Consider the following 26,355-nt stretch of genomic DNA (forward strand, 5'->3'; position numbering starts at 1 on the left):
CGACGCGGTCGTCCTCGCCGCGCGCCGCGCGCGAACCGCCGTTAACGTCGCTGGCACAGTGACGCGCGTCACCGTCGCCGCACCGAGGAACAGGCAGGTCCCCATGCTCTACACCGCGTACGAGTGGAACCGCCGGGCGAGCTCACCCGTCGTGGCGGCCTCCGGGGTCACCGCCCGGGCCCTCTCCACGCTGCCGACCGCACTGTCCGGCCGGACCGCGGTACGCCACCTCCAGGCCGCCTGCGACATCGTCGCGCGCTCCCGCCCCACCCACGACCGGCCGGCGTACGGCATCGACGTCGTGCCGGTCGGCGACCGCCTGGCCGACGTGCGTGAGGAGCCCGTCACGTCGACCCCGTTCGCCACCCTGCTGCACTTCCGCAAGCCCTCGGTCGCCGACCAGCCCCGGGTGCTCGTCGTCGGGCCGATGTCCGGGCACTTCACGACGCTGATCCGGCCGACGATCCGCACGCTGCTGTCCGACCACGACGTGCACGTCCTCGACTGGCACAACGCCCGCGACGTCCCGGTCGAGCACGGCCCGTTCGGGCTCGACGAGTACATCGAGCACGTCATGGCGGCGCTGCGCCACCTGGCGCCGGACACGCACGTCGTCGCGGTGTGCCAGCCCGCCGTCCCGGTCCTGGCGGCGGTCTCGCTGCTCGCCGCCGAGGACGACGCCGCCCAGCCCCTGAGCGTCACGCTGATGGCCGGGCCCGTGGACACCCGCATCAACCCCAACCGGGTCAACGAGGCGGCGGCGCGCCGGCCCCTGTCGGCCTACGAGCGCCGGCTCATCGACACCGTGCCCGCCCGCTACCCCGGCGCCGGACGGCGGGTCTACCCGGGCGTGGTCCAGCTGACCGCGTTCATGTCGATGAACCCGCGCCGGCACTGGGGCGCCCACCTGCAGATGTACCGCGACCTGGTGGCGGGCAACACCGAGCGGGCGGCCGCGACGCGTGCGTTCTACGACGAGTACGGGGCGGTGATGGACGTCCCCGCCGAGTTCTACCTGGAGACGGTCCGCCGCATCTTCATGGAGCACGACTTCGCGACCGGCCGCTTCACCTGGCGCGGGCAGCCCGTCGACCCGGGCGCGATCCGGCGGACGGCGCTGCTCACCGTCGAGGGCGCCCGCGACGACATCTGCTCCCCCGGCCAGACCGAGGCGGCGCACGCGCTCTGCACGGGGATCCCCGACGACCACAAGCGGCACCACCTGCAGCCGGGTGTCGGGCACTACGGCGTCTTCAGCGGCTCCCGCTGGGAGGCCGAGGTGTACCCGGTGCTGCGCACGTTCATCGCCGAGCACGCGGCCGAGCGGGCCGCCGCCGGCTGAGAGCCTCGGGAGCACCGCAGCGAGGAACGAGCGAGGAGCGGACCGGGGCGCGGAAGCCGGTCCGTGTCACAGCCGGCTGATCTCCTGCTCGCCGGCGTCCTCCCGGGGGCGCCGGCGAGCCACGCTCAGGCCAGCCGGGTCGCGCGCACGGTGAGCGGGCGGACGTCGGCGTCCGGCAGCGGGTCGCCGCCCGCCTCCTCGCCGTCCCGCTCCTCGGCCGGGTCCCCCGCGGTCGGCAGCCAGCGGGCCCACCAGCGCAGCAGGTGCTCCAGCCGGGCCAGCCGGTGCCGCGGACGGCCGGAGCGGGCCAGCTCGTGCCCCTCCCCCGGGAACAGCAGCAGCTCCGACGGCACCCCGCGCCGCTTGAGCCCGGCGTAGAACCGGTGCGCCGGCTCGACCGGGCAGCGCCAGTCCTGCTCGCCGTGGACGACCAGCGTCGGCGTGGTGATCGACCCGGTGGCGCCGGCGAGCTCCGCCGCGTCGAGGTCGGCGCCCTCCACGACCGCCGCGGCGAAGCGCGGGGTGCGCCCGATCAGCAGCGCGGCGAGGGAGCCGCCGTACCCGGTGCCCTGGACGCCGACCCGGTCGGTGTCCAGGGCGGGGTCCTCCAGCGCCGCGTCGAGGAAGGCCAGGACGTCGGCGGCGTCGACGGTGCCCTCCGCGCCGCGGAGCACCCGGCCGTGCGCCTGCCCGTAGCCGGACGAGCCGCGCGGGTTGCACCGGACGACGGCGTAGCCGGCCGACACCAGCACCTGGCCCTCGTCGAGCAGCGACCAGCCGCACTGCCGGTAGGGCCCGTCGTGCACCAGCAGCACCACCGGGTGCGGACCGGGGCCGTCGGGCACGGTGACCCACCCGTGCACCGGCACGCCGTCGGGTGCGGTCGCGGTGACCTCGCGTTGCCGGTGCAACCGGCCGGTGGCACCCAGGGCGCGGCCGAAGCCGGTGAGCAGCCGCCGGCGGCCCGGCGTGATCGCGATGAGCTCACCCGCGGAGCGGTCGTGCGCCACCGTGGCGACGACGACGCCGCCGCCGACCGCGATCCCGCGGACGGTGAACGGCCCGTCGACGAGGGCCTCGGGCGGCCCGCCGTCCAGCGGCACCCGCAGCAGCTCCACCGCACCGCGCCGCTGCACGCCGAGGACGGCGGCGCCCTCGCCCAGCACCGTCGCCGGCGTCTCGTCCCCGCGGTCGGTGTGCTCGGGGTCCAGCACCGGCTCGAGCGGCCCGCCGGCGGCCGGCACCCGGCACAGCGTGGCGCTGCGGGCGGCGTCGTCCGCGCCGTCGGGACCCAGGTCGGGGCGCGCGGTGAGGTACAGCCGGCCGCCGGACGGGTCGTACGCGGGCAGCGAGCAGTCGGCGCCCCCGTCGGTGACCCGCCGCAGGGGCCCGCCCGCCGCCGGGACGGCGTAGACGTCGCGGACCAGGTCGCGGTCGGCCCGCGGGTGCCGCGACGACACGAAGGCCAGCTCCGCGCCGTCGGGGCTCCAGGCGACGTCGGCGTCGTCGGCGGGGCCGTCGGTGAGCTGCCGCGGCCGGGGCAGCGGCGTCCCGTCGTCCGCGCCGCCCGGGGGCAGGTCCAGGACGAACACGTGGCTGTGCTGGTCGACGAGGAAGCCGACCCCGTCCAGCCGGTACCGCAGGGTGGTGATCAGCCGCGGCGGCTCGGCCTCCGGCCCGACGGCCGGGTCGGTGCCGTACCGCCCCTGTTCCGGCACCCGCGCGGTGTACGCCAGCCTCCGGGAGTCCGGCGACCACACCGGGGCGCCGGCGCCCAGCGGGTGGTCGGTGAGCCGCCGCGGCGCCCCGCCGGCGGTCGGCAGCAGGTGCACCTGCGGCCGACCGCCCGGCTCGGCGGCCAGGTAGGCCAGCCACCGGCCGTCCGGGGAGAACGCCGGCGCGGTGTCCCGGGCCCCCCAGGTCAGCACCCGGGCGGGCGCCGAGCCGTCGGTGGGCGCGGCCCACAGCCGGCTGCGGTACTCGTCGGCGGCCAGGTCGAGCCGGGTGACGGCCACGACGGCCATCCGGCCGTCCGGGGAGACCGTCGGGACCCCAGGGGTGCGCAGCAGGGCGAGGTCGGCGGGCAGCACTTCCGCGCCGTCAGCCCCGCCCGGAGCAGCCCCGACGGCTCCCCGTCACGGGTGGCGGTGCTGCTCGGCGGACTCCGGCACGTCGGTGGCCCGCGCCTCGACCACGGACTCCGCCTCGGCCGACGCGGCCGGGCCGACCGCGCCGGTCCGGTCGGCGACCTCCGGCTCGGCCGGGCTCTCCTCGGGCATCGCGCCGCGGGTCTTGATCAGGCTGGCCACGGTGGCGATGAGCAGGACGCCGAGGATGATCGTCAGCGACAGCCAGATCGGGATGGTCGGCACCGCGTCGATGTGCTCGCCGCCGTTGATGAACGGCACCGTGTTCTCGTGCAGCGCCTCCATCACCAGCTTCACGCCGATGAAGGCCAGGATCACCGCCAGGCCCAGCGACAGGTAGACCAGCCGCTTGAGCAGCCCGCCGAGCAGGAAGTACAGCTGCCGCAGGCCCATCAGCGCGAAGACGTTGGCGGTGAAGACGATGAACGGCTCCCGGGTCAGCCCGAAGATGGCCGGGATGCTGTCCAGCGCGAAGATCAGGTCCGTCGTCCCCAGGGCGAGGAAGACGATGATCATCGGCGTCCAGAGCTTGCGGCCCTTCTCCGTGACCCGGATCTTCGCCCCCTGGAAGTCCGGGGTCATCGGCAGCACCCGGCGCATCCGCCGGACGAAGGCGTTCTCCTCGTAGTCCTCGTCCTCGTTGCGGTGCCGGACCAGGTTGATCGCGGTGTACACCAGGAAGGCGCCGAAGAAGTAGAAGACCCAGGTGAACTTGGCGATCAGCGCGGCGCCGAGCAGGATGAAGATGCCCCGCAGGACCAGCGCGATGATGATCCCGACCATCAGGGCCTCCTGCTGCAGGTGCCGCGGCACCCGGAAGCGGGCCATGATGATCACGAAGACGAACAGGTTGTCCACCGACAGGCTGTACTCGGTCAGCCAGCCCGCGTAGAACTCGGTCGCGAACTGCCCGTTCGTGAACATCAGCAGCAGCACGCCGAAGACGAGCGCCAGGGCGACGTAGAAGCTGACCCACAGACTCGCCTCCTTGAAGGAGGGCTCGTGGGGCCGGCGGGCCACGATCGCGAGGTCGGCGAGCAGCAGGACGGTGAGACCCACGAACGTCGCGACCTCGAACCAGACGGGTAGCTCCATGCAGTCGTTTCCTCCGGGGACTGGCAGCCGTCAGCACCGGAGGTCTCTCCCGCCGCCGGCCGAGGGGGCCGGCGACCGGCAGTACCGGAGGCCATGGGACCTCGTGATGACGACGCTGCCGCGCGGGGATACTCCCCTCCACCGTGCACCCTCGGCGCGGTGCAGCCGTCAGTGGCTGCGCCCGTCGGGGGCCGTGACGCTCACCGTACCGGTTGCGGGCTCCGTCCTCGACGCGAGGTCGCGGACGGGCGTCACGTCCGGCGCGGGACGATCCGCGCCGCGGACGGTCTCGGCGTCCGGCGCGGGACGATCCGCGCCGCGGACGGTCTCGGCGTCCGGCGCGGGACGATCGGCGCCGCGGACGGTCTCGCCGCGGGCCCGGTCGTGCCGGTTCTTCGCCAGGCTCGCGACGGTCGTGACCACCAACGTCGTGAGGATGACCGTGAGCGACAGCCAGGTCGGGATCTCGGGGACCACGGTGACGTGCTCGCCGCCGTTGAGGAACGGCAGCTCGTTGGTGTGCAGCGCGTGGACGACCAGCTTGACGCCGATGAAGCCCAGGATGACCGCCAGCCCGTAGGAGAGGTACACCAGCCGGTCGAGCAGGCCGTCGAGCAGGAAGAACAGCTGGCGCAGGCCGAGCAGGGCGAAGGCGTTGGCGGTGAAGACCAGGTAGGTCTCCTGGGTGAGGCCGAAGATGGCCGGGATCGAGTCGACGGCGAAGAGGATGTCCGCGCTCGCGATGGCGACCAGCGCGATCGCCAGCGGGGTGATGTGGCGCTTGCCGTGGATCGTCGTCGTCAGCCGGTCGGAGTGGTAGTCCTCGGTCGTGGGCACCAGCCGCCGGGTGAGCCGGAGGACGCCGTTCTCCTTGAACTGCTCGTCGTGCGAGTGGCCGCCGCCCCTCGCCTGCGCGTAGGCGGTCCAGATGAGGAAGCCGCCGAAGACGTAGAAGACCCAGCTGAAGTTCTCGATGGCCGCCGCGCCGACGAGGATGAACGCCGTCCGCAGGACGAGGGCGAAGGCGATGCCGAACAGCAGCACCTTCTGCTGCAGCTCGCGGGGCACCGCGAAGCTGCTCATGACGAGCACGAAGACGAACAGGTTGTCGACCGAGAGGCTCTTCTCGGTGACGAAGCCGGCGAAGTACTCACCGCCGTACTCGGGCCCGGCGAACCACAGCACGAGCAGTCCGAACACGACGGCGATGCCGACGTAGACCGCCGACCAGACAGCCGACTCGCGCAGGGTGGGTGCGTGCGGTGTGCGCACGTGGCCGACGAAGTCGAACACGAGCATGCCGACGATGGCGGCGACGGTGACCGCCCAGATCCAGAAGGGGACGTCCACGGGTGCTTACCTCCGGTACTGGCAGACGTGTCAGTGCCGGAGGTCTCTCCCGCCGCGGGCGCGACCGGCAGGACCGAGGGTCGGTGCGACCCCGTGGTGACGACCCCGCCGCGTAGGGATACTCCCCTCCACGTGTGGACCCGGCGGCGGGCAGGCGGCAGCGCCGGCGCACCGTGGATCCACAGTGAGCACGGACGGGCCGCTCGAGAGGTTCCCGCCACCCGGAGTGACGTCGACCACCGGAGGCGCCGGCCACGGACGGCGTCCGCGCACCGCGGGCGTCAGGGCGCGGCGGGCCGCCGGTTCCTCGGCAGCGCGGCGACGACCGCGTCGTAGGAGGCGTCGACCAACTCGCGGACCTCGTCGTCGGGCACCGGGCCGGTCCAGTCGACGGCGTTCCAGCCGTAGCGCCCGATGTAGGAGCTGGCGACGATCGCGCCGGGGTGGCGCTCCCGCCACTCGGCGGCCTCGGCGGCGTCCCGGCCGCACTTCACCCCGACGGTGCCGGCGTCCAGGCCGATGAAGGCGAACGCCTTGCCGCCGACCTTGGCGACCAGCTCCGCGTCGCCCCAGGGGTAGGTCTCCTCCGCGCCGGGTTTGGCCAGGCAGTACGCGATCAGCTCGTCCCGCTCCACCCGCGCGACCATAGGAGAAGGGCCCCGTCCTCCCGCCCTTCGCAGGCTCAGGGCGGAGCCCGGGACGGGGCCGGGCGAGCCTCTGGACGGGGCCGGGGCGAGGTCGAGCCCGGATCGCCTCAGGCGTGCGCGGCGTCGAGCTGCCGCAGTTCCTTCTTCAGCTCGGCCAGCTCGTCGCGCAGCCGGGCGGCGACCTCGAACTGCAGCTCGCGGGCGGCGGCGAGCATCTGGTCGTTCACCTGCGCGATGAGGTCGGCCAGCTCGTTGCGCGGCAGGCCCTGGACGTCGATCGACCCCGCCTTGCCGGCCTTCTTCGACGAGAGCCCGGGCACCGGCGCCTTGCCGCGGGACTGCTGCCGGCCCGAACCGCCGATGAGCTCCGCGGCCTCGGCGTCCTCCGCCTCACGGTAGATGCCGTCGAGGATGTCGACGATCTTCTTCCGCAGCGGCTGCGGGTCGATGCCCCGCTCGGTGTTGTAGGCGATCTGCTTCTCCCGCCGGCGGTTGGTCTCCTCGATCGCGTGCGCCATGGACGGGGTGATCGAGTCCGCGTACATGTGCACCTGCCCGGAGACGTTGCGGGCGGCGCGGCCGATGGTCTGGATGAGCGAGGTGCCCGACCGGAGGAAGCCCTCCTTGTCGGCGTCCAGGATCGCCACCAGCGACACCTCGGGCAGGTCGAGGCCCTCGCGCAGCAGGTTGATGCCGACCAGGACGTCGTACTCGCCCTGCCGCAGCTCGCGCAGCAGCTCCACCCGGCGAAGGGTGTCGACCTCGGAGTGCAGGTAGCGGACCTTGATGCCCAGCTCGAGCAGGTAGTCGGTGAGGTCCTCGGCCATCTTCTTGGTCAGCGTGGTGACCAGGACCCGCTCGTCCCGCTCGGTGCGCACCCGGATCTCGTGCACCAGGTCGTCGATCTGGCCCTTGGTCGGCTTGACGACGACCTCCGGGTCGACCAGGCCGGTCGGGCGGATCACCTGCTCGACGAACTCGCCGCCGGTGCGGCCCAGCTCGTAGGGGCCGGGGGTGGCCGACAGGTACACGGTCTGCCCGATCCGGTCGGTGAACTCCTCCCACTTCAGCGGTCGGTTGTCCATCGCCGAGGGCAGCCGGAAGCCGTGCTCGACCAGCGTGCGCTTGCGGCTCATGTCGCCCTCGTACATGCCGCCGATCTGCGGCACGGTCACGTGCGACTCGTCGATGACGAGCAGGAAGTCGTCGGGGAAGTAGTCGAGCAGGCAGGCGCCGGCGCTGCCGGCGGCGCGGCCGTCGATGTGCCGGGAGTAGTTCTCGATGCCGGAGCAGAAGCCGACCTGGCGCATCATCTCGATGTCGTAGGTGGTGCGCATGCGCAGCCGCTGGGCCTCCAGCAGCTTGCCCTGCCGCTCCAGCTCGGCCAGCCGCTGCTCGAGCTCGGCCTCGATGGAGGCGATCGCCCGCTCCATCCGCTCGGGGCCGGCCACGTAGTGGGTGGCCGGGAAGACGAACAGCTCCTCGACCTCGCGGACCACCTCGCCGGTCAGCGGGTGCAGGTAGTACAGCCGCTCCACCTCGTCACCGAACATCTCGATGCGGACGGCGAGCTCCTCGTACACCGGGAAGACCTCGATGGTGTCGCCACGCACCCGGAACGTGCCGCGGGTGAAGCTGAGGTCGTTGCGGGTGTACTGCTCGGTGACCAGGGTGCGCAGCAACTCGTCGCGGTCGCGCTCCTCCCCCACCGAGATCTTCAGCGCCCGGTCGACGTACTCCTCGGGGGTGCCCAGGCCGTAGATGCACGAGACGGTGGCGACCACGACGACGTCGCGCCGGGTGAGCAGCGCCTGCGTGGCCGAGTGCCGCAGCCGCTCGACCTCCTCGTTGATCGAGGAGTCCTTCTCGATGTAGGTGTCGGTCTGCGGGACGTACGCCTCGGGCTGGTAGTAGTCGTAGTACGAGACGAAGTACTCGACGGCGTTGTCGGGCAGCAGCTCCCGGAACTCGTTGGCCAGCTGCGCGGCGAGCGTCTTGTTCGGCGCCATCACCAGGGTGGGCCGCTGGACCTGCTCGACCAGCCACGCGGTGGTGGCCGACTTGCCCGTGCCGGTGGCGCCGAGGAGGACGACGTCCTGCTCCCCCGCGTTCACCTTCTCGGCCAGCGCCTTGATCGCGGCCGGCTGGTCGCCCGAGGGCTGGAACTCGCTGACGACGCGGAAGCGCCCCTGGGTGGGGCGGAGGTGGGTGGCTGCGCGCACGTCGACGACGGTACGACGGGGGTGTGACAGGACGCGGCCCGTGCGACGGCGGCGCACTCCTGGGGCGGGCGGGGCCGACCGGGTGGCCGACGGTGCTTGCCATGGGGTACGGCCACCCCTAGCGTCCCCTCTCGCAGGAGCGGTCAGCGCCGAGGACCAGCGCCACCCGAGGCCACTCGCCCGGGCGAGGTCGGACCTCAGCGTCACTGCCCCGGCCGGACCTGCGCACGACGGCCCCCGTGGGAACTCCGCGGGGGCCGTCGTCGTCCCGGGCCGGGGGTGAGCGAGATCTCCACCTCAGTCGGCGCCCGGAGGGTTGGGCGGCCGCGGGGCAGGGCAACGGGGACGACGGAGCAGCACGCCCCGACCTCCCGCCGACGCCCCGCGGCCGGAGGCCACCGGCCCCCGGCCCCGGGGGCGCCACGCAGGAGGACCCCGTTGATGAACCAGGTGTGGCCCGGCGCCGCCTATCCCCTCGGCGCCACGTTCGACGGCACCGGCACCAACTTCGCGATCTTCAGCGAGGTGGCCGAGAAGGTCGAGCTGTGCCTGTTCGACGACGACGGCACGGAGACCCGCATCCGGCTGCCGGAGATGGACGGCTTCGTCTGGCACGCCTTCCTGCCCGGCGTCCAGCCCGGCCAGCGGTACGGCTACCGCATCCACGGCCCCTACGACCCGGCCCAGGGACTGCGCTGCAACCCGAACAAGCTGCTGCTCGACCCCTACGCCAAGGCCATCGACGGCCAGGTCGACTGGGACCCGTCGGTGTTCGGCTACGACTTCGACTCCGGTGAGCGCAACGACGAGGACTCGGCCGTGCACATGCCGAAGTCCGTCGTCGTCAACCCGTACTTCGACTGGGGCGTGGACCGGCCGCCGCGGACGCCTTACCACAAGACCGTCATCTACGAGGCCCACGTCAAGGGCCTGACGATGACCCACCCCGACGTCCCGGAGGAGCTGCGCGGCACCTACGCCGGCATCGCCCACCCGGCGGTCGTCGCGCACCTGCAGGACCTCGGCGTCACCGCGATCGAGCTCATGCCCGTGCACCAGTTCGTGCAGGACGACACCCTGCAGCAGAAGAGCCTGCGCAACTACTGGGGCTACAACACGATCGGCTTCTTCGCACCGCACAACGAGTACGCCAGCAACACCGACAACGGCATGCAGGTGCAGGAGTTCAAGGGCATGGTCCGGACCCTGCACGAGGCGGGGATCGAGGTGATCCTCGACGTCGTCTACAACCACACGGCCGAGGGCAACCACCTGGGCCCGACGCTGTCGTTCAAAGGCATCGACAACCGGGCGTACTACCGGCTGGTCGAGGACGACCCGCAGTACTACATGGACTACACGGGCACCGGGAACTCGCTCAACGCCCGCACCCCGCAGGCGCTGCAGCTGATCATGGACTCGCTGCGCTACTGGGTCACCGAGATGCACGTCGACGGGTTCCGCTTCGACCTCGCCTCGACGCTGGCCCGCGAGCTGCACGCCGTCGACCGGCTGTCGGCGTTCTTCGACCTGGTCCACCAGGACCCGGTGGTCAGCCAGGTCAAGCTGATCGCCGAGCCCTGGGACGTCGGCGAGGGCGGCTACCAGGTGGGCAACTTCCCCGCCCTGTGGACCGAGTGGAACGGGAAGTACCGCGACACCGTCCGCGACTTCTGGCGCGGAGAGCCGGCCACGATCGGCGAGTTCGCCAGCCGGATCACCGGGTCCTCGGACCTCTACCAGCACTCCGGGCGGCGGCCGGTGGCCAGCATCAACTTCGTCACCGCCCACGACGGCTTCACCCTCACCGACCTGGTCTCGTACAACGAGAAGCACAACGAGGCCAACGGCGAGGGCAACAACGACGGCGAGAGCCACAACCGCAGCTGGAACTGCGGGGTCGAGGGCGCGACCGTCGACAAGAAGGTGCTCACCCTGCGGGCCCGCCAGCGGCGCAACTTCCTCGCCACGCTGATGCTCAGCCAGGGCGTGCCGATGCTGCTGCACGGCGACGAGCTCGGCCGCACGCAGCAGGGCAACAACAACGGCTACTGCCAGGACTCCCCGCTGACCTGGGTCCACTGGGACGAGGTCGACGAGGGCCTGCTGGCGTTCACCAAGCTGGTGACCCGCATCCGCGCCGACCACCCGACCTTCCGACGGCGCCGGTTCTTCCACGGCCGGCCGGTCCGGCGCGAGGAGGGTGCGCCGGTGCAGGACGTCGCCTGGCTGACGCCCGCCGGCGACCTGATGACCGAGGACGACTGGGACGCCGGGTTCAGCAAGGCGATCGCCATGTACCTCAACGGGCACGGCATCCGCGAGACCGACGAGCGCGGCGACGACGTCGTCGACGACCACTTCTACCTGGCGTTCAACGGCTCCTCCGAGCCGATCGACTTCTGCCTGCCGTCGGAGGAGTACGCCGGGTCCTGGACCGTCCGCCTCGACACCGCCGAGATGGGCGAGGTCGAACCCCTCGAGCTCAAGCCGGGCGAGACGATGACGCTGCAGGACCGCTCCATGGTGGTCCTCAGCGCGCCGCGGCGGTCCTGACGTGGGCGAGCCGACCCCCGAGAGCGAGCCGCTGAGCGAGGAGCGCCGCCGCGACGTCCCGACGGCGACCTACCGGCTGCAGGTCACCGCCCACTTCCCCCTGGACGACGCCGCGGCGGTCGCCGGCTACCTGGCCGACCTGGGCGTGAGCCACGCCTACTCGTCCCCGCTGCTGCGCTCGGCCTCGGGCAGCACCCACGGCTACGACACCGTCGACCACGCGCACGTCGACGAGTCGCGCGGCGGGCGGGAGGGCTTCGACCGGCTGGTCGAGGCGCTGCACGGGCGCGGCCTGGGCCTCGTGCTGGACCTCGTGCCCAACCACATGGGCGTCGCCGACCCGGCGGAGGCACCGTGGTGGTGGGACGTGCTGCAGCACGGCCGGGACAGCGCCCACGCCGCGGCGTTCGACATCGACTGGGACTTCGGCGGCGGCAAGCTGCGCGTCCCGGTCCTCGGGTCGGCGGACGACGTCGAGAAGCTGGAGGTGGTGGACGGCGAGCTCCGCTACTACGACAACCGCTTCCCGATCGCCCCCGGCACCGATGGGGGCACGCCACAGGAGGTGCACGCCCGCCAGCACTACGAGCTGGTCGACTGGCGGCGCGCCGACACCGACCTCAACTACCGGCGGTTCTTCGCGATCAACACCCTCGCCGGGCTGCGCGCCGAGGACCCGGCGGTCTTCGACGCCACCCACCGGCTGGTCCTGGAGATGGTCGCGGCCGGCGCGGTCGACGGGCTGCGGATCGACCACCCCGACGGGCTCGCCAGACCCAGGGAGTACTTGGAGAGATTGGCCCGGCTGTCCGGTAACCGGTGGACGGTGGTCGAGAAGATCCTCGAGCCCGGTGAGGACCTGCCGGAGAGCTGGGCGACCGCCGGGACGACCGGCTACGACGCGTTGACCGAGGTCGACGACGTGCTGGTCGACCCGGCCGGCGAGCCTGCGCTGACCGCGCTGGACACCGAGCTGTCCGGCCGGGCCGTGGAGTACGCCGCGCTGGTGCACGCCTGCAAGCGCGAGGTCACCGACGGGATGCTCGGCTCGGAGGTGGCCCGCCTGGTGCGGGTGATCGGCGAGCTGCCCGGCATCTCGCGGGAGCAGCAGACCGAGGCCCTGGCCGAGCTGCTGGCGGCGTTCCCGGTCTACCGCACCTACCTGCCCGACGGCCGCGAGCACCTCGACGCCACCGTGGCCGCGGTGCGGTCCCGCCGTCCCGACCTGGCCGACGCCCTCGACGCGCTGCACCCGGTGCTGTCCCAGGCCGGCACCGAGGCGGCGACCCGCTTCGAGCAGACCAGCGGCCCAGTCATGGCCAAGGGCGTGGAGGACACCGCCTACTACCGCTGGGCCCGGTTCGTCGCGCTCAACGAGGTGGGCGGCGACCCGGCCCGCTTCGGCAGCACCGTCGCGGAGTTCCACGAGGCGCAGGGGCGCCGGCTGGCGCGCAAGCCGCAGTCGATGACGACGCTGTCCACGCACGACACCAAGCGCAGCGAGGACGTGCGGGCGCGGCTGGCGGTGCTCGCCGAGCTGCCCACCGAGTGGGCGGGACTGGTCCGCGGCTGGCTGGCCCGGCACCGGCTCGCCGACCGGCCGCTGGCCCACCTGGTGTGGCAGAACCTGGTCGGCGCCTGGCCGCTGTCCCGGGAGCGGGCGCACGCCTACGCGGAGAAGGCGGCGCGCGAGGCCGGGACGTCGACCACGTGGACCGACCCCGACGAGGAGTTCGAGGCGCGGCTGCACGCGCTCGTGGACGCCGCGTACGACGACCGCACGACCAGCGCTGAGTTCGAGGGCTTCGTGGCCCGCATCACGCCGCCGGGCCGGTCGAACTCGCTGTCGCAGAAGCTGCTGCAGCTGACCATGCCCGGCGTCCCGGACGTCTACCAGGGCACCGAGCTGTGGGACCTCTCGCTGGTCGACCCGGACAACCGCCGCCCCGTGGACTACGGGCTGCGCCGGCGCCTGCTGGCCCGGCTCGACGAGGGCTGGGTGCCGCCGGTGGACGACGAGGGCGCGGCGAAGCTGCTCGTCGTCTCCCGGACGCTGCGCGCCCGCCGCGAGCACCCCGGGTGGTTCGGCGGCTACCAGCCGGTCGAGGCCACCGGCGCCGCGGCCGGCCACGTGGTGGCCTTCGACCGGGGCGGCGTCGTGACCGTGGCGACCCGGCTGCCGGTCGGGCTGGCCGCCTCCGGGGGCTGGGGCGACACCGCGCTGCAGCTGCCGAACGGGTCGTGGCGGGACCTGCTCACCGGCGACCGGTTCGTCTCCGACGCCGCCGGACTGCCGGTCGGCGCGGCGTTGGAGCGGCTGCCGGTGGCGCTGCTCGTCCGGGACTGAGAGAGGACCCCTCTGCCCCCCGCCACTCGCAGGCTCGCGGCGGGACCCTGCAGAGGGGCCGCTCCAGCACGTCACGAGGCTCAGGCCGAGGGCCCCTGGAGGGTGGCCTTCGACGACGTTCCCGGACTCACGACGGAGAGTTGTCGGCCGAGGGCGGTGCGCTGCCCCCGGCCCGGCCTGTCGCGCCACGCCGGCGCGCAACGCCCGTCGCCGCGCGCGGACCCGGGCGTCCGCTCCTAGCGTCCCGCCCGTGCTCCGGCTGTCCGGCCGGGCACGGCGCCGTCCCGCCCAACCCCGTCCGGCGGCGTCCGACCTCTGCACGACCGTGGACGGGGGTGGGGGACCCACTCTCGGCGCGCTGCAGTGAACAGCGCTGCGCGTCTCGGGGTGAAGCCGCGACCCGCGGCCGGGCAACCGATCCGCCCGAACCCGACAGCTCACCCCGCCGGCGGTCGATCGGAGGATCCTCCATGCCCCAGCACGACCGATCCCGCACGCCCGCACGCGCCCTGCGTCGCGGCGCCGTCGTCCTCACCGGTGCGGCGGCCCTGTCCGCCCTCGCGCTCCCCGGCACGGCCTCGGCCGCGGAGCACGACTGGGACGGCGTCGCCCAGTGCGAGTCCAGCGGGAACTGGCACATCAACACCGGCAACGGCTACTACGGCGGCCTGCAGTTCAGCGCGAGCACCTGGGCCGCCTACGGCGGGCACGAGTTCGCGTCCAACGCCCACCTGGCCAGCAAGGAGCAGCAGATCGTGGTCGCCGAGCGCACCCTCGACGGCCAGGGCATCGGCGCCTGGCCGAACTGCGGCCGGTACCTGACCGGCGGGTCGTCGGCGCAGGCGGCGGCCCCCGTCGCGACCGAACCCGAACGGGCGTCACGGGACCACCGCACGGCGGCCGGGAGCTACGTCGTCCGGGCCGGGGACACGCTCGGCACCATCGCCGCGGCCCACGGGATGAGCTGGCGCGACCTGTACGCGCGGAACCAGGACCGGGTGAGCGATCCGAACCTCGTCTACGTGGGGCAGTCGCTCGTCGTCTGAGCCGCACCGTCCGCGCAGGTCACGGGGGGCCGGGCTGGCCCCCCGTGACCTGGCCGGCGCCGGGCGACGGCATCGACCGTCGAGCTGCGGCCGCGCCCCGGGCGACGCCGACCGCCATCGGCCAGTCCGGGTCGGCCCAGTAGCGGCTGTGTGCCAACAGCGGCGGCTCCGGCGCGGACTGGTTGTCCGGGTCGGAGGCGACCGGGTCCAGCAGGCGCCACTCGCCGCCGCAGACCCGTCGCAGGGTGCGGGGATCGCGCCAGTCCTCCTCCGGACCGTCGTCCCAGAGCCGGCGTGACCGGAGCGGGCCGGTCTCGGGCGTCCGGTCCCAGCTCCGGACCGGCCCGGCGATCGGGTCGGTCTCGCGGAACAGGCTCACCCAGCGCTCCCCCCAGGTGTCGCTGAGCCAGCGGAGCACACCAGGGCCCACGTGCGCGGGGAACACGCGGCAGAACTGCATGCGCAACTGGGAGCCGAAGGTCACCAGCCCGACTCTCGGGTAGAGCTCGGGAGCGATCGAGCGCAGCGCGGCCAGGCTGACCAGGCTCCCCTGGCTGTGCGCGGCCAGGACCACCTGGTCGGCCTCCCCCTCCTCGGAGAGCAACCACTCGATGCGGTCGACCAGCGCCGGGACCGCCACCTGCGAGTACGCCGCGGGCACGAACGGGTGCGCCGCCCGCGGCCAGAACGCGATCACGTCCCAGACGACGTTGACCCTGCGTCGCCACCGGGCGCCCTCCGGCGCGGATACGAACGCCCGGGATCCCAGCACGGCGAGGGCGACGGCGAACAGGAACAGGACGGCGGAGCCGAAGCCGACGAGCCCCCGCGCCCAGGGCCCGTCAGCGGTGACCGCGCTGGCCCAGCCCCACGGGGACGGGAGGTCGCCCGGAGCGCAGGCGGCACGGTCGCACCCGCTCCGCACCTGCTCGGCGACGGCGGCGAGCGACAGGACCCAGCCGACGAGGGCGGCGACGACGAACACCGGCGCGAGCACGTTCTTCAGGCGGGCGGCGGACACGGCGCGGGCCACCCGCTCGAGCCCGGCGTCCGAGAGCCGGGGGCGGTCGGCGCCGTCGGGGGTGTACATGGCGGCCACGACGGCGCGGCGTCGCCGCGCCGCCGCCGCGCGGCGGGACCACGCGAGCACGCCGACGACCGCGATGAGGGCCACCGCCACGCCCCAGCCATAGGCGATCCGCTGCAGGTACGTCGGGACCTCCACGCCCGCGTCCAGCACCAGGTCGAGCGCGACCTGCGCCAGGTACGTCGTCCCGGCGGCCAGGCCGATGCCGAGGAAGCAGCCCGCGGTCGCGACCAGCCCACCGGCCCAGCCGCCGGCCAGTCGCCGCAGCCGAGCCGGGGTCGCCGGGTCCTCGGGCGTCAGGGCGGCCAGGACCAGCACGGTGACCGCGAGGAGGGCCAGCGCGAGCAGGGCGGCGGCGCAGAGGCCGGCGGTCGCCCCGTCCGACCAGGGCAGGGACCTGCCGGACGCGGCCGCGGTCGGGCCGAGCCGCCAGAGGGTGGTCCCGCCCGCCGCGAGGAGCAGGGACGACGTGGCCAGCACCAGGAGGCTCAGCCAGCGGGCCACGCGTCCCCACGCACTGCCGGCGACGTCCAACGCCGTGCCGCTGGTGCCCGGCGCGTCCCCGAGCATCGCCACCAGCACCACGGCGACGGCGAGCACGCCGGTCGACCACCGCGCCCACCCTCCGTCCCCCGCCGCCGCGAACGAGAAGCAGGCCAGGAGCGCGAGGGCGGCGGCCACGTGCAGCCGCCGCAGGACCGGGGCGTCGGGGTCGCCGCGGAAGAAGTCGGGCGAGGAGAAGCCCGGCCGCGGCCCACCGGTGCGCTGGTGCCGGCCTGGGTCGGCGAACGGGCTGTCCGGGGCCGCAGGCGCAGCCCGGTCCGTCCCCAGGCGGGAGAGCAGGAGGACCACGACGGCGGTCACGGCGAGGCCGAGGACCACCGGCTCGGGGCGCCCTCCTCCGAGCGGGAGGTCCGCCCGCTGCCCCAGCGCCTGCCAGGCCAGCAGGTCGACGACGCCGATGACCACCGACAGGACGAACACGAGGGTCAGCAGGAGGCCCAGGACCCGCAGGACCCCGCTCACCAGCGCTCGGGCGATCCGCCCGGCCCGACCCTGCGCCGCCGGGAGCATGAACTGCGACGCGTTGACGATGCCGAACGGGACGAGCAGCAGCCAGAGGGCCCGCCACCGGGAACCCGAGGTCAGTCGCCCCCAGTGGAAGGCCTCGAGCACCCGGCCGTCGTCCTCCGGTGGCAGCGGGGTGTGGTCGGGCCCTGTCCGGCGCACGTGCGCCACCGAGGCGTTGCCTCCCGTGGCCGCGACGTGGTCGGTCTCGAGCATCTCGCTCTCCGGCGTCCCGCTGACGCCGTGCACGCGCAGCTCCACCCACGTCGCCATGGCGTTCCCCCAGCCCGGCGCACCGGTGGACTTTCCGCGGTTGACCGCCGGGTTGGCGGGAATGCTGGACCTGCCTCCCCACGAGGGGAAGGCAGATCCGTGCGCTCCCCGGAGGTCCCCCGCATGTCCGAACCCGTCGAGTTCTCCGTCTGGGCGCCGGTGCCCAAGCGGGTCCGGCTCCAGGTCGACGGCACGGTGCACGACATGCACCGGGACGACGGCGGCTGGTGGCGTGCCGAGGTCGAGGCCGGGCCGGAGGCCGACTACGGGTACCTGCTCGACGACGACGAGAAGGTGTACCCGGACCCGCGCTCGCGGCGTCAGCCCGGCGGCGTGCACGGGCCCTCCCGCCGGTTCGACCCGTCGGCGTACCGGTGGGGTGACTCCGCCTGGACCGGGCGGCCGTTGGCCGGTGGTGTCGTCTACGAGCTGCACGTCGGCACGTTCACGCCGGAGGGCACGCTCGACGCGGCGATCGGCAAGCTCGACCACCTGGTGGAGCTCGGGGTCGACTTCGTCGAGCTGCTGCCGGTCAACGGCTTCAACGGCACGCACAACTGGGGCTACGACGGCGTGCTCTGGTACACGGTGCAGGAGGACTACGGCGGGCCGGCCGCCTACCAGCGGTTCGTCGACGCCTGCCACCAGCGCGGGCTGGCCGTGATCCAGGACGTCGTCTACAACCACCTCGGGCCGTCGGGGAACTACCTCCCGCTGTTCATGCCCATCTTCGCGGAGGGCGCGAACACCTGGGGCCAGTCGGTCAACCTCTCCGGCCCCGACTCCGACGAGGTGCGCCGCTACGTCATCGACAACGCGCTGATGTGGCTGCGCGACATGCACGTCGACGGGCTGCGGCTGGACGCCGTCCACGCGCTGGTCGACGAGCGGGCCACCCACGTGCTCGAGGAGATGGCGCAGGAGGTCGACCGCCTGTCGGTGGCCGAGGGCCGCCCGCTGACCCTCATCGCGGAGAGCGACCTCAACGACCCCCGCCTGGTCACCCCGCGGGTGGCCGGTGGCATGGGCCTGACCGCGCAGTGGAGCGACGACTTCCACCACGCGCTGCACGCCACGCTCACCGGCGAGGGCCAGGGCTACTACGCCGACTTCGCCGCCGCGGGGCTGTCCGGCCTGGCCAAGACGCTCAGCGGCGCCTACTTCCACGACGGCGCGTGGTCCAGCTTCCGCCGCCGGCACCACGGCCGGCCGGTCGACACCGCGCTGCTGCCCGGCTGGAAGTTCCTCGGCTACCTGCAGGACCACGACCAGATCGGCAACCGCGCCGTCGGTGACCGGATCTCGGCGTCCCTCTCCCCCGACCTGCTCGCCGTCGGGGCGACGATGGTGCTCACCAGCCCCTTCACGCCGATGCTGTTCATGGGCGAGGAGTGGGGCGCGGGCACCCCGTGGCAGTTCTTCACCAGCCACCCCGAGCCGGAGCTGGGCAGGGCCACGGCCGAGGGGCGGATCGGCGAGTTCGCCGAGCACGGGTGGGACGCCGAGGTCGTGCCCGACCCGCAGGACCCGGAGACGTTCACCCGCTCGAAGCTGGACTGGAGCGAGGTCGGCGAGCAGCCGCACGCGCGGCTGCTCGCGGTGCACCGTGCGCTTCTGGCGCTGCGCCGCGCCCACCCCGACCTCGTCGACCCCGACCTGTCGCGCGTCCAGGTCACCTGGGACGACGCCGACCGCTGGCTGGTGGTGCACCGCGGGACCCTGCGGATCGCGGTCAACCTCGCCGGTCAGCCCCGGGAGGTCGACCTGGACAGCCCTGCGGTGGACGTCCTCTTCGCCACCGGCGAACTCCCCGTCCTGGACGGCAGGACGGTCACGATGCCGGCCGAGAGCGCGGCCGTGCTGACCACCGCCTGACGTGCGCCGGCTGCTCCCCGGACCGGCGCAGGACCTCGACGACGACGCCCTGGCCGAGGCCTACCGGCTGCCGCCCGGGCGGTCGCTGCGGGTGGACTTCGTGGCCTCGCTGGACGGCGCGATCACCGTCGGCGGCCGCAGCGCGGGCCTCGGCTCACCCGGCGACAAGCGGGTCTTCCGGGCCCTGCGCGCGCTGGCCGACGTGGTGCTGGTCGGGCACGGGACGGCCTCGACCGAGGGCTACCGGCCGGTCGTGGCGGACCCGGCGGTCACGGCGCTGCGGACCGCGCTCGGCCGGCCGGCGTCCGCCCCGATCGCCGTCGTGTCGCGGCGGGCGTCCCTCGCCCCGGGCGACCGGCTGGCCGTGCCCACGACGCTGCTGGTCACCTGCGCGGCTGCCGACCTCGCTCGCCGCGCCGCGCTGGCCGACGCGGGGGTGACCGTGCTGGTCTGCGGGGAGGACGACGTGGACCTGCCGCTCGCGGTCGACGAGCTGGCCGGGCGCGGGCTGGAGCAGGTGCTGTGCGAGGGCGGTCCGGCGCTGCTGTCCTCGGCGCTGGCGGCCGGGGTGGTCGACGAGCTGGACCTGACCGTGGCGCCCGCCCTCGTCGGCGCCGGCGAGCCGCACCTGCTCCCCGTGCCCCTGGCTGACGCCGTCCGCCTGGAGCTGCGGCAGGTGCTCGAGGAGGACGGCGTCCTGTTCACCCGGTACGCGGTCGGGCAGGCCCTCGGCTGACGACCCGCGCGGCCGTCACTCCTCGAAGGCCCGCAGCAGCTCCTCGGGCAGGTCGTCGTCGAAGTCGTCGGCGATCCACACGTTGCCGCGGTCGAAGTCGAAGTTCGGCGTCCGGCGAGGTCTGACCAGCCGGGCGACGACCCTGCCGCCGTCGGTGATCTCGATCTCCTCGCCGGCGGCGGCCCGCTCGATCAGCTGGGACAGGTGCGTCTTCGCCTCGTACACGTCGACCGACCTGGTCATGGCACTCAGTCTCCTCGCGGAGCCGCGAGGGGTGCACCGGAGTCGGGACCTCCGACCCGTGCCGGTCCTGCCCCCGCCCTCCTAGCGTCGCCGCACCGGGCCACGCCGGTCCGGTACGCGACCAGGAGGAACACATGGGCAAGGCAGTGGTGAGCCTGAGCACCGGCCTGGAAGACCCCGAGAAGGTCACCGTGGCCCTGCTGATGGCGGTCGGAGCGGCCGAGTCGGGCCGGCCGACGGTCGTCTTCCTCGCGAAGGAGGCCGTGCGGCTCGCGATCGACGGCGTCGCCACCGGCACCGCGTGCGAGGGCTGTCCTCCGCTGCCGAGCCTGTTCGAGCGCTACAGCGCGGCGGGCGGGCGATGGTTCGTCTGCCCCATCTGCTTCAACGCCAAGCAGTTGGACGCGGGCGCTCTCATCAAGGGCGCCGAGCTCGCCGGCACGGTGCCCCTGTGGGAGTGGATCGGCGACGAGGGCGCGACCACCTTCAGCTACTGAGCAACCCCATCGCGGCCGCCCGGCCGGTCAGGACCTGCAGTCCCGACCGCAGCCACCGGGTCCCGGCCGGCTTCGCAAACGCCGCGAGGGCGGCCCGGGAGAACCCGGACCGCCCTCGCGAGGGAAGCGTCAGACCTGCTGCTCCAGAGTGCCCGTGAAGGTGATCTGGGCGACGTCACCCTGGACGACGTTGGTCACGTTCGTGGGCAGCGTGACCTTGAGGACGATGCACTTGCCCGCGTCCCCGGCCAGGGAGCCGAACTCCAACACCCCGGCTGCCGTCGCCTGAACGGCCTGGTCGATGGTCGGGGTAGCGGTGCCGAACTTAGTGCCACCGGTCGCGGCCTCGCACGCCTCGGCGTTATCAGCGGAGGCGGTGAAGAACTCGGCCGTAGCGAACTGCGAGAACTCCCCACCGGTTCCCCAGTCACAGCTGGTGTCAGGGGTGTAGTTCGCAGCCGCCGTCTTCTCCGGCTCCTCACAACCACGGTCCTCGTTGGTGACCTGAAGGCCGCCCAAGAGCTTGCCGGGAACGGTGCCCGAGTTCTCGACCCAGTACGGCAGAGTGACGGACTGACCCGGGTTGAGGCTGAGTGCGTTGGCGCTGCTGGCCGCGACACCGCCGCCCACGGTGAGGTCCAGGGTGCCGGCGCCGGCGGTGGCGCGGGCGCCCGTCTCCGTGTCGGTCAGCGCGGCGAAGGTGCCGCTGGCACCGAAGGCGATGAGGGCGGTGCCACCCATGGCGGCGGCGGCGATGGCGATCTTCTTCATGGGTGTCTCCTGTCGGTGTCCCCGTCGTCACGACGGTTCTCGCCGGACCTCTGCGCGGCGAACGACATCGAGGTTCCGGTCCGGACCCGTGCCGCGGCATCGTCAGATCTGTTGATTCGTCACCAAGCGTGACTCGTCCGTCACATCCGACCCGCTCGACGCAGTCGCCCCTCCCCTCGTCGGGTGTCACCCGGTCGTGTGATGTGCTCATCTCCGCGAGAACGGGGAGTTCTGGAAACGGTGTGCGACACATGAGGACTGCAACGAGGGGGCGTGCCCTGGCACGCGCGGCGCGCAGCAAGCTGACCGACCTCTCGACCGGCCGGCTGGCGGCGGCACTGGCCGCGCTGGCGGTGCTCCTGCTGGCCGGCGACCGGGCCCGGCACACCGTCCTGCTGGTGGTCGGGGTCCTCGCCCTCTTCGCCGCCGGCGCGGGCTTCCTGCTCCGCTGGCGGGTGACCGGCACGCGCACGTCCTGGCACACCGGGGCGGGCTTCGTCCTCCTCGGGCTGGCCTCCCCGACCGCCATCGCAGTCAACGCCCTGCTCGACAAGCGCTGGCCGGCCGTCGCGAGCGCCGCGGGGCTGTGTGTCGTGGCGTGGTCCGCCGTCGTCACTCTGCGCGCGTTCACCGACCCGGTCACCCGGCCGCGGCTGCAGCGGGCGGTCGTGGTCGCGCTCACCGCGCTGCTGGTCGCCGGCGTCGCCCTCGCGCTGGTCGCCGTTGTGGGCCACTGGCCGCAGCTGGCGTGGGCCACGGTCCCGGCGTCGTTCGCGCTGGCCGGCGCCCCGTGGCTGGCCGTGGCCGTCGCCGCCTGGACCCTCGACCCGCTGAGCGCCGGGGACCGCTCCTCGACGCGGACGATGGCCGTGGTCGCGGCCGTCGTCGGAGCCGTCACCGCCGTGGGCGGGTTGCGGGCGGTGCTGCCGGAGGCCACCACCGCGGTCCAGACGGTCCACGACCTCGGGACGGTCGTCGCGGCGCTCGCCGCGATCGTCATCGCCGCGCGCGGCCTCACCGACGCGCTGGCCGGCCAGGAGCGCTACGTCGCCGGACTGCTGGAGCAGCTCGCCGGGCACGAGCGCCAGCTGCAGCAGGCCCGCGGCTGCCTGCACGACGCCCGGGCGACCGTGGCCGGCATCCGCGCCGGCTCCTCCGCCGTCCGACACCTCAGGAGGCCGGAGGACGCCGCCGCCCGCGCCGACCTCGAGGAGACCGTCGCCGTCGAGCTCGCCCGGCTGGAGCGCATGCTGCGCCTGCCGGACCGCGCGCCGTCGGTCAGCGACGTCGACCTCGACGAACTGGTCCGCGCGCTGGTGATCAGCCACCGCGAGCGCGGGCTGCGCGTGGACTGGGCGCCGTCGGAGCAGCTGCCGGTGCGCGTGGACGGCGACGCGCTGGCCGTCATCCTCGGCAACCTGCTGGGCAACGCGCTCGTGCACGCCCCCGGTGCGCTGTGCCGGGTCCGCGTGGAGGTGGCCGACCGGCTCACCGTCACCGTCACCGACAACGGACCGGGCCTGCCGGCCGCCCGCCGCGCGGCCGCCTTCGAGGCGGGCACCCGCCGCCCCGGCAGCCCCGGCGAGGGCATCGGCCTGGCCATCTCCCGGGACCTCGCCCGCCGGCACGGCGGCGACCTCGTCATCGAGGACTCGGCCGTCGGCACCGCTCTCCGCCTCACCCTCCCGGTGCACCGCGCGGCGCAGGCGCTCGCCGTGCCCGCCATCCCCCGCCCCCGCGAGGCGGCCGAGGCCGAGGTGGGTGCGCTGGGAGTGGCCGGATGAGCGAACCGGTGCTGCTGGTGGACGACCACTCGCTGTTCGCGCAGTCGGTCGAGATCGGCCTGCGGGCCGCCGGCATCCCCGCCGTCCGCGTGCCGCCCCGCTCGGCCGGGGACATCGAGCAGTCGTGCGCCGCGGCCGCGCCGGCCACGGTGCTGCTCGACCTGCGGCTGGGCACGGGTGCGGACGACGTCCCCATCGACGGCCTCGACCTGGTCGCTCCCCTCACCGCGGCCGGCTGCCGCGTGGTCGTCGTCACCGGCGAGACCGGGGACGACACGTGGGGCACCGCGCTGGAGCGGGGAGCGGTGACCGTGCTGCCCAAGGCCACCGACCTGGACGACCTGCTGCGGGTGGTGACCGCGGTCCGGGCGGGCGAGCCGGTCCTCGACGAGGGACGCCGCCAGGACCTGCTGGCCGCCGCCCGCCGTGCCCGCGCCGACGAGTCGGCCCGGCTGGCGCCGTTCCGGTCGCTGAGCGCCCGCGAGGCCGAGGTCCTGCGCTGCCTGGCGGTGGGCATGCCCGCGGCGACCATCGCGGCCACCGCGCACGTGAGCGAGGCGACCGTGCGCACCCAGATCCGCGCGGTGCTGACCAAGCTGGAGGTCACGTCGCAGCTGCAGGCGGTCGCCCTGGCCCGCCGCTCCGGCTGGTTGGACCTGCCGCCGTCCTCAGCCCGCTGACGTCGGCCGGGACGGGTCAGGCCCCGCTGCCCTCGGCATCCGCAGCGCCGGCCTCGGCACCGGTCGTCGTGGTCGGCTCCCCGGCATCCGCAGGCGTGGTCGGCTCGCCGGTGCCGGGGGGCGTCGCCTCGCCCTGCGCGGAGCCCGACGCACTCGTCGCGGTGTTCGGGGACTGCTCCGGAGCAGGCTGGGGCCCCGGCGTGACGCCGGTGGCAGCCGTGGACGCGCTCCGGTCGTCCTTGTCCTTCACACCCCCGCGCTGCCCGTTGCCCGGGTTGGCGCCGCCCTGGCCCGGAGCGCTGCCACTCTGGCCTGGCGGCGTGACGACGTGGACCGCGACGTCCTCCTGGTCGCTGAAGCCGCCGTGCGCGTGCCGCAGCGTGAAGCGCAGGTAGCCCTCCCAGGAGATGTCCGACGCCCGGGTGGCCGGCAATGCGGTCGCCATGACCGTCATGGGGACGTCGACTGCGTCCGCCGAACCGTCGAGCTCGAGGAGGAAGGTCGAGGGACGGTCGAGCTGGCACAGGGGCGTCTCCTGCAGCCCCGCAACGGAGGGCACGCCGATCGTGAGCAGGGCGGCGGTCGGGCACGCTGCAGCGCCGGGGTTCTCGACCACGGACACCTGCAGCACCACTCCCTCGCTGCCCCCGGTGTCGGCGCGCAACGAGATCTCCGCGGTCTTGCCGAGCTGGAGCTGCACCTTGCCGGGCCGCGACGAGGCGTTGCTCAGGCTCAGCGAGCCCGCGCCCGCCTCGGCCGACATGGACGCGGTGTCGCTCAGGACGGCGACGGTCCCGCCGGCGCCGAACAGCACGCTGCCGGCGAGCACGGCCCCCAGGCCCAGGGCGGTCCGGCGCCTCACGCGGCACGCTCCCGACGGCGACGGCGCACCAGCACGAAGACCAGCCCCCCGAGGACGACCGCGCCGAGGAACAGGCTGCCCCAGCTCAGCACCTGGGCGACGAGGGACGACGTCGCCGACTCCGTCGCCACGCCCAGCCCGTCGTCGTCGACCGTGACCGGCATGGCCGCCTGACCGATGACCGTCTTCTCCCCCGACGGCGCGACGCCCTCCGGGACGGCGACCGCATCGCCCACGGGCGCGGTCGGGGCTCCGCCCGCAGCAGCGCCCACGCCGTTGCCTGCTGCCGTGCCGGGTCGCGCCCCGCCGGTCCCGGCGGGACCCGGCGGCACGCCGGGAGCGGTGCCGCCACCGGAGTCCGGCGAGGCGACGGTCGCGCCGTCGACGGGGTCGCTGCCGCCGCCCGAGGTCGCGGTGCCCCTGGACTGCGCGGTCTGGTTGCCGCCTCCGCGGACCGGTCCCTTCGTCAAGTCCTGCTCGCCGACGACGTCGAGGGTGAAGGTGATGCTGTCGGACTGCGCGACGTTGTCCGGCACCGCCCTCTCCCCGTCCGGGAAGTGCAGGCGCAGGACCAGGCAGTCGACGTCCCTGACGTCGAAAGCGGTGGGCGCGCCGAACAGGTACAACGTGACGCCCTCACCGGCCTGGCAGTTCTCGCCACCGACTCCCGCAGCGACCGTGGCCTCCAGGAAGTCGGCGAGTTCACCCTGCCGCTTGTTGCAGGTCGTGTCGCCGGACTCGGACTCCGGCTCGACGCAGTCGTTCTCGAGCTGGACGAGCCCGCTGACGGAGACGCCGAGCCGGTCCGCCCGGGGAGCCCAGTCCGGGAGGGTGACGGTCAAGGTCTGGGTGCCGCCGGGGGCGAGGGTCTCGCCGGCCGCCGCCGGGCCGGCCGGCAGGAGCACGGCTCCGGCGGTCAGCACGGCGCCGAGGGCGGACAGGGATCGGCGCACGCGCCCATGCTCGTGCGGGGGGAGAGAGGCGCGCATCGACAAAATCGATGATGCCGGGGCTCCGCGCACCGGGGAGCATCGGAGCGTGCCCTCCCCTGCCCCTGCCCCGGATGCGCCCACCGGCAGCCTGGCGGTGCACGCCCTGCGCCGCGTGGCCTCGTGGGTGCTCGGCCTGGTCCTGCTCGTCGGGTCGGGAGCCGCGCTGGGCGTGGTCGTCTACCCGATGGTGACCGGCGGCGCGGCGCTCGCCGTGCTCACCGGCAGCATGACCCCGGGGCTCCCGGTCGGCGCCATGGTCTTCACCAAGCCGGTCGAGGACCCGACCTCGCTGCAGGTGGGCGACGTCATCACGTTCCAGCGCCGTCCCGACGCCCCGGAGCTCGTCACCCACCGCATCATCGCCGTGGACGACCCCGGGGACGCCCCCGTCTTCACCACCCAGGGCGACGCAAACAACGCCCCGGACATCGACCCGGTCCCCGCCTCCGCCGTCCGCGGCGAGCTGTGGTTCGGCGTCCCGGAGCTCGGCCGGGCGGCCGCTGTCCTCCACTCGCCGAAGGGGCTGGGCTTCCTCGTCGTCCTCGTGTGCGCCGTCCTGGCCGTGGCGCCCGGACCCCGGCCGGAACGCAAGCGCCCCGACGACCCGGCGGCCACTGCTGACGGCGAGCGGACGGCGTCCGCACCCCCGGTGGACGCCGACACGGTGCACCTCCAGATGGCCCGCCCGGCCGTTCCGCCGCCCCCTTCCCGGATCGGACTGCTTGACTGACCCGC

At 74.0% G+C, this 26,355-nt stretch carries 20 protein-coding genes and 1 riboswitch; of the genes, 10 read left to right on the plus strand and 10 right to left on the minus strand.

Going from position 1 to position 26,355, the window contains the following annotated elements; translation table 11 throughout:
- Positions 1-103: 103 nt before the first annotated feature.
- On the plus strand, positions 104-1,342 hold the full coding sequence (locus ACI782_RS15795) for a polyhydroxyalkanoate depolymerase (RefSeq protein WP_456910830.1): 1,239 nt from the start codon (positions 104-106) through the stop codon (positions 1,340-1,342).
- Between the two features lie 125 nt (positions 1,343-1,467).
- Here ACI782_RS15795 and ACI782_RS15800 read toward each other — a convergent pair whose 3' ends face one another.
- The 5 genes from ACI782_RS15800 to uvrB all read right to left on the minus strand — a co-directional run bounded on the left by ACI782_RS15800 (position 1,468) and on the right by uvrB (position 8,803).
- Positions 1,468-3,432: a S9 family peptidase gene (locus ACI782_RS15800; protein ID WP_456910832.1), complete on the minus strand. Its 1,965-nt coding sequence runs from the start codon at positions 3,430-3,432 to the stop codon at positions 1,468-1,470.
- A gap of 45 nt (positions 3,433-3,477) precedes the next feature.
- Positions 3,478-4,584 carry a TerC family protein gene (locus ACI782_RS15805; RefSeq protein WP_456910834.1) on the minus strand — a complete coding sequence of 369 codons (1,107 nt, stop codon included), beginning with the start codon at positions 4,582-4,584 and terminating at the stop codon, positions 3,478-3,480.
- A gap of 168 nt (positions 4,585-4,752) precedes the next feature.
- Positions 4,753-5,934, minus strand: coding sequence for a TerC family protein (locus ACI782_RS15810; protein WP_456910836.1), 1,182 nt, complete (start codon positions 5,932-5,934; stop codon positions 4,753-4,755).
- Positions 5,935-6,215: 281 nt separating this feature from the next.
- Positions 6,216-6,569 carry an MmcQ/YjbR family DNA-binding protein gene (locus ACI782_RS15815; RefSeq protein ID WP_456910838.1) on the minus strand — a complete coding sequence of 118 codons (354 nt, stop codon included), beginning with the start codon at positions 6,567-6,569 and terminating at the stop codon, positions 6,216-6,218.
- Positions 6,570-6,688: 119 nt separating this feature from the next.
- A complete protein-coding gene (gene uvrB / locus ACI782_RS15820) occupies positions 6,689-8,803 on the minus strand; it encodes an excinuclease ABC subunit UvrB (RefSeq protein WP_456910840.1) in 2,115 nt (704 codons plus the stop codon).
- A 441-nt stretch (positions 8,804-9,244) separates the two neighbouring features.
- On the opposite strand from uvrB, the gene glgX reads away from it, so the two are divergent.
- The 3 genes from glgX to ACI782_RS15835 all read left to right on the plus strand — a co-directional run bounded on the left by glgX (position 9,245) and on the right by ACI782_RS15835 (position 14,752).
- Complete coding sequence (glgX, locus tag ACI782_RS15825; protein WP_456910842.1) at positions 9,245-11,359, plus strand: glycogen debranching protein GlgX; 2,115 nt, start codon at positions 9,245-9,247, stop codon at positions 11,357-11,359.
- Position 11,360: 1 nt separating this feature from the next.
- Complete coding sequence (gene treY, locus ACI782_RS15830; protein ID WP_456910844.1) at positions 11,361-13,706, plus strand: malto-oligosyltrehalose synthase; 2,346 nt, start codon at positions 11,361-11,363, stop codon at positions 13,704-13,706.
- A 306-nt stretch (positions 13,707-14,012) separates the two neighbouring features.
- A riboswitch (cyclic di-AMP (ydaO/yuaA leader) is annotated at positions 14,013-14,173 on the plus strand.
- Positions 14,174-14,176: 3 nt separating this feature from the next.
- Positions 14,177-14,752, plus strand: a complete 576-nt coding sequence (locus ACI782_RS15835) for a LysM peptidoglycan-binding domain-containing protein (protein ID WP_456910846.1) — start codon at positions 14,177-14,179, stop codon at positions 14,750-14,752.
- Positions 14,753-14,771: 19 nt separating this feature from the next.
- Here the strand turns inward: ACI782_RS15835 and ACI782_RS15840 are convergent, their stop codons facing one another.
- Positions 14,772-17,180 (minus strand): hypothetical protein, encoded by a 2,409-nt coding sequence (locus ACI782_RS15840; protein ID WP_456910848.1) that lies wholly within the window; start codon positions 17,178-17,180, stop codon positions 14,772-14,774.
- Between the two features lie 123 nt (positions 17,181-17,303).
- Between ACI782_RS15840 and treZ the strand changes: the two genes are divergently transcribed.
- Both treZ and ACI782_RS15850 read left to right on the plus strand, forming a co-directional pair.
- Positions 17,304-19,055, plus strand: coding sequence for a malto-oligosyltrehalose trehalohydrolase (gene treZ / locus ACI782_RS15845; protein WP_456910850.1), 1,752 nt, complete (start codon positions 17,304-17,306; stop codon positions 19,053-19,055).
- A gap of 1 nt (position 19,056) precedes the next feature.
- Complete coding sequence (locus ACI782_RS15850) at positions 19,057-19,791, plus strand: dihydrofolate reductase family protein (protein WP_456910852.1); 735 nt, start codon at positions 19,057-19,059, stop codon at positions 19,789-19,791.
- Positions 19,792-19,806: 15 nt separating this feature from the next.
- Here ACI782_RS15850 and ACI782_RS15855 read toward each other — a convergent pair whose 3' ends face one another.
- A complete protein-coding gene (locus tag ACI782_RS15855; RefSeq protein WP_456910854.1) occupies positions 19,807-20,034 on the minus strand; it encodes a type II toxin-antitoxin system Phd/YefM family antitoxin in 228 nt (75 codons plus the stop codon).
- A 134-nt stretch (positions 20,035-20,168) separates the two neighbouring features.
- Here ACI782_RS15855 and ACI782_RS15860 point away from each other — a divergent pair, with 134 nt between their 5' ends.
- Complete coding sequence (locus ACI782_RS15860; RefSeq protein ID WP_456910856.1) at positions 20,169-20,531, plus strand: peroxiredoxin; 363 nt, start codon at positions 20,169-20,171, stop codon at positions 20,529-20,531.
- A gap of 129 nt (positions 20,532-20,660) precedes the next feature.
- On the opposite strand, the gene ACI782_RS15865 is transcribed toward ACI782_RS15860, so the two are convergent.
- On the minus strand, positions 20,661-21,302 hold the full coding sequence (locus ACI782_RS15865; RefSeq protein ID WP_456910858.1) for a hypothetical protein: 642 nt from the start codon (positions 21,300-21,302) through the stop codon (positions 20,661-20,663).
- Between the two features lie 251 nt (positions 21,303-21,553).
- Here ACI782_RS15865 and ACI782_RS15870 point away from each other — a divergent pair, with 251 nt between their 5' ends.
- On the plus strand, positions 21,554-23,086 hold the full coding sequence (locus ACI782_RS15870; RefSeq protein ID WP_456910860.1) for a sensor histidine kinase: 1,533 nt from the start codon (positions 21,554-21,556) through the stop codon (positions 23,084-23,086).
- Positions 23,083-23,766 carry a LuxR C-terminal-related transcriptional regulator gene (locus tag ACI782_RS15875; RefSeq protein WP_456910862.1) on the plus strand — a complete coding sequence of 228 codons (684 nt, stop codon included), beginning with the start codon at positions 23,083-23,085 and terminating at the stop codon, positions 23,764-23,766. The genes ACI782_RS15870 and ACI782_RS15875 overlap by 4 nt, the downstream gene beginning before the upstream one ends.
- A 16-nt stretch (positions 23,767-23,782) precedes the next feature.
- Here the strand turns inward: ACI782_RS15875 and ACI782_RS15880 are convergent, their stop codons facing one another.
- Positions 23,783-24,628, minus strand: a complete 846-nt coding sequence (locus ACI782_RS15880; protein ID WP_456910864.1) for a hypothetical protein — start codon at positions 24,626-24,628, stop codon at positions 23,783-23,785.
- Positions 24,625-25,581 (minus strand): hypothetical protein, encoded by a 957-nt coding sequence (locus tag ACI782_RS15885; RefSeq protein WP_456910866.1) that lies wholly within the window; start codon positions 25,579-25,581, stop codon positions 24,625-24,627. The genes ACI782_RS15880 and ACI782_RS15885 overlap by 4 nt, the downstream gene beginning before the upstream one ends.
- A gap of 85 nt (positions 25,582-25,666) precedes the next feature.
- Between ACI782_RS15885 and ACI782_RS15890 the strand changes: the two genes are divergently transcribed.
- Positions 25,667-26,350: a signal peptidase I gene (locus ACI782_RS15890; RefSeq protein WP_456910868.1), complete on the plus strand. Its 684-nt coding sequence runs from the start codon at positions 25,667-25,669 to the stop codon at positions 26,348-26,350.
- Positions 26,351-26,355 lie beyond the last annotated feature (5 nt).

It is taken from the genome of Geodermatophilus sp. SYSU D00703 (assembly GCF_054050155.1).

What these genes read in the sequence shown, in the direction of transcription:
- ACI782_RS15795 (WP_456910830.1), top strand. Translation starts at nt 104, where the DNA reads ATGCTCTACACCGCGTACGAGTGGAACCGCCGGGCGAGCTCACCCGTC.
- ACI782_RS15805 (WP_456910834.1), bottom strand. Translation starts at nt 4,584, where the DNA reads ATGGAGCTACCCGTCTGGTTCGAGGTCGCGACGTTCGTGGGTCTCACC.
- glgX (WP_456910842.1), top strand. Translation starts at nt 9,245, where the DNA reads ATGAACCAGGTGTGGCCCGGCGCCGCCTATCCCCTCGGCGCCACGTTC.
- ACI782_RS15835 (WP_456910846.1), top strand. Translation starts at nt 14,177, where the DNA reads ATGCCCCAGCACGACCGATCCCGCACGCCCGCACGCGCCCTGCGTCGC.
- ACI782_RS15840 (WP_456910848.1), bottom strand. Translation starts at nt 17,180, where the DNA reads ATGGCGACGTGGGTGGAGCTGCGCGTGCACGGCGTCAGCGGGACGCCG.
- treZ (WP_456910850.1), top strand. Translation starts at nt 17,304, where the DNA reads ATGTCCGAACCCGTCGAGTTCTCCGTCTGGGCGCCGGTGCCCAAGCGG.
- ACI782_RS15855 (WP_456910854.1), bottom strand. Translation starts at nt 20,034, where the DNA reads ATGACCAGGTCGGTCGACGTGTACGAGGCGAAGACGCACCTGTCCCAG.
- ACI782_RS15860 (WP_456910856.1), top strand. Translation starts at nt 20,169, where the DNA reads ATGGGCAAGGCAGTGGTGAGCCTGAGCACCGGCCTGGAAGACCCCGAG.
- ACI782_RS15865 (WP_456910858.1), bottom strand. Translation starts at nt 21,302, where the DNA reads ATGAAGAAGATCGCCATCGCCGCCGCCGCCATGGGTGGCACCGCCCTC.
- ACI782_RS15870 (WP_456910860.1), top strand. Translation starts at nt 21,554, where the DNA reads ATGAGGACTGCAACGAGGGGGCGTGCCCTGGCACGCGCGGCGCGCAGC.
- ACI782_RS15875 (WP_456910862.1), top strand. Translation starts at nt 23,083, where the DNA reads ATGAGCGAACCGGTGCTGCTGGTGGACGACCACTCGCTGTTCGCGCAG.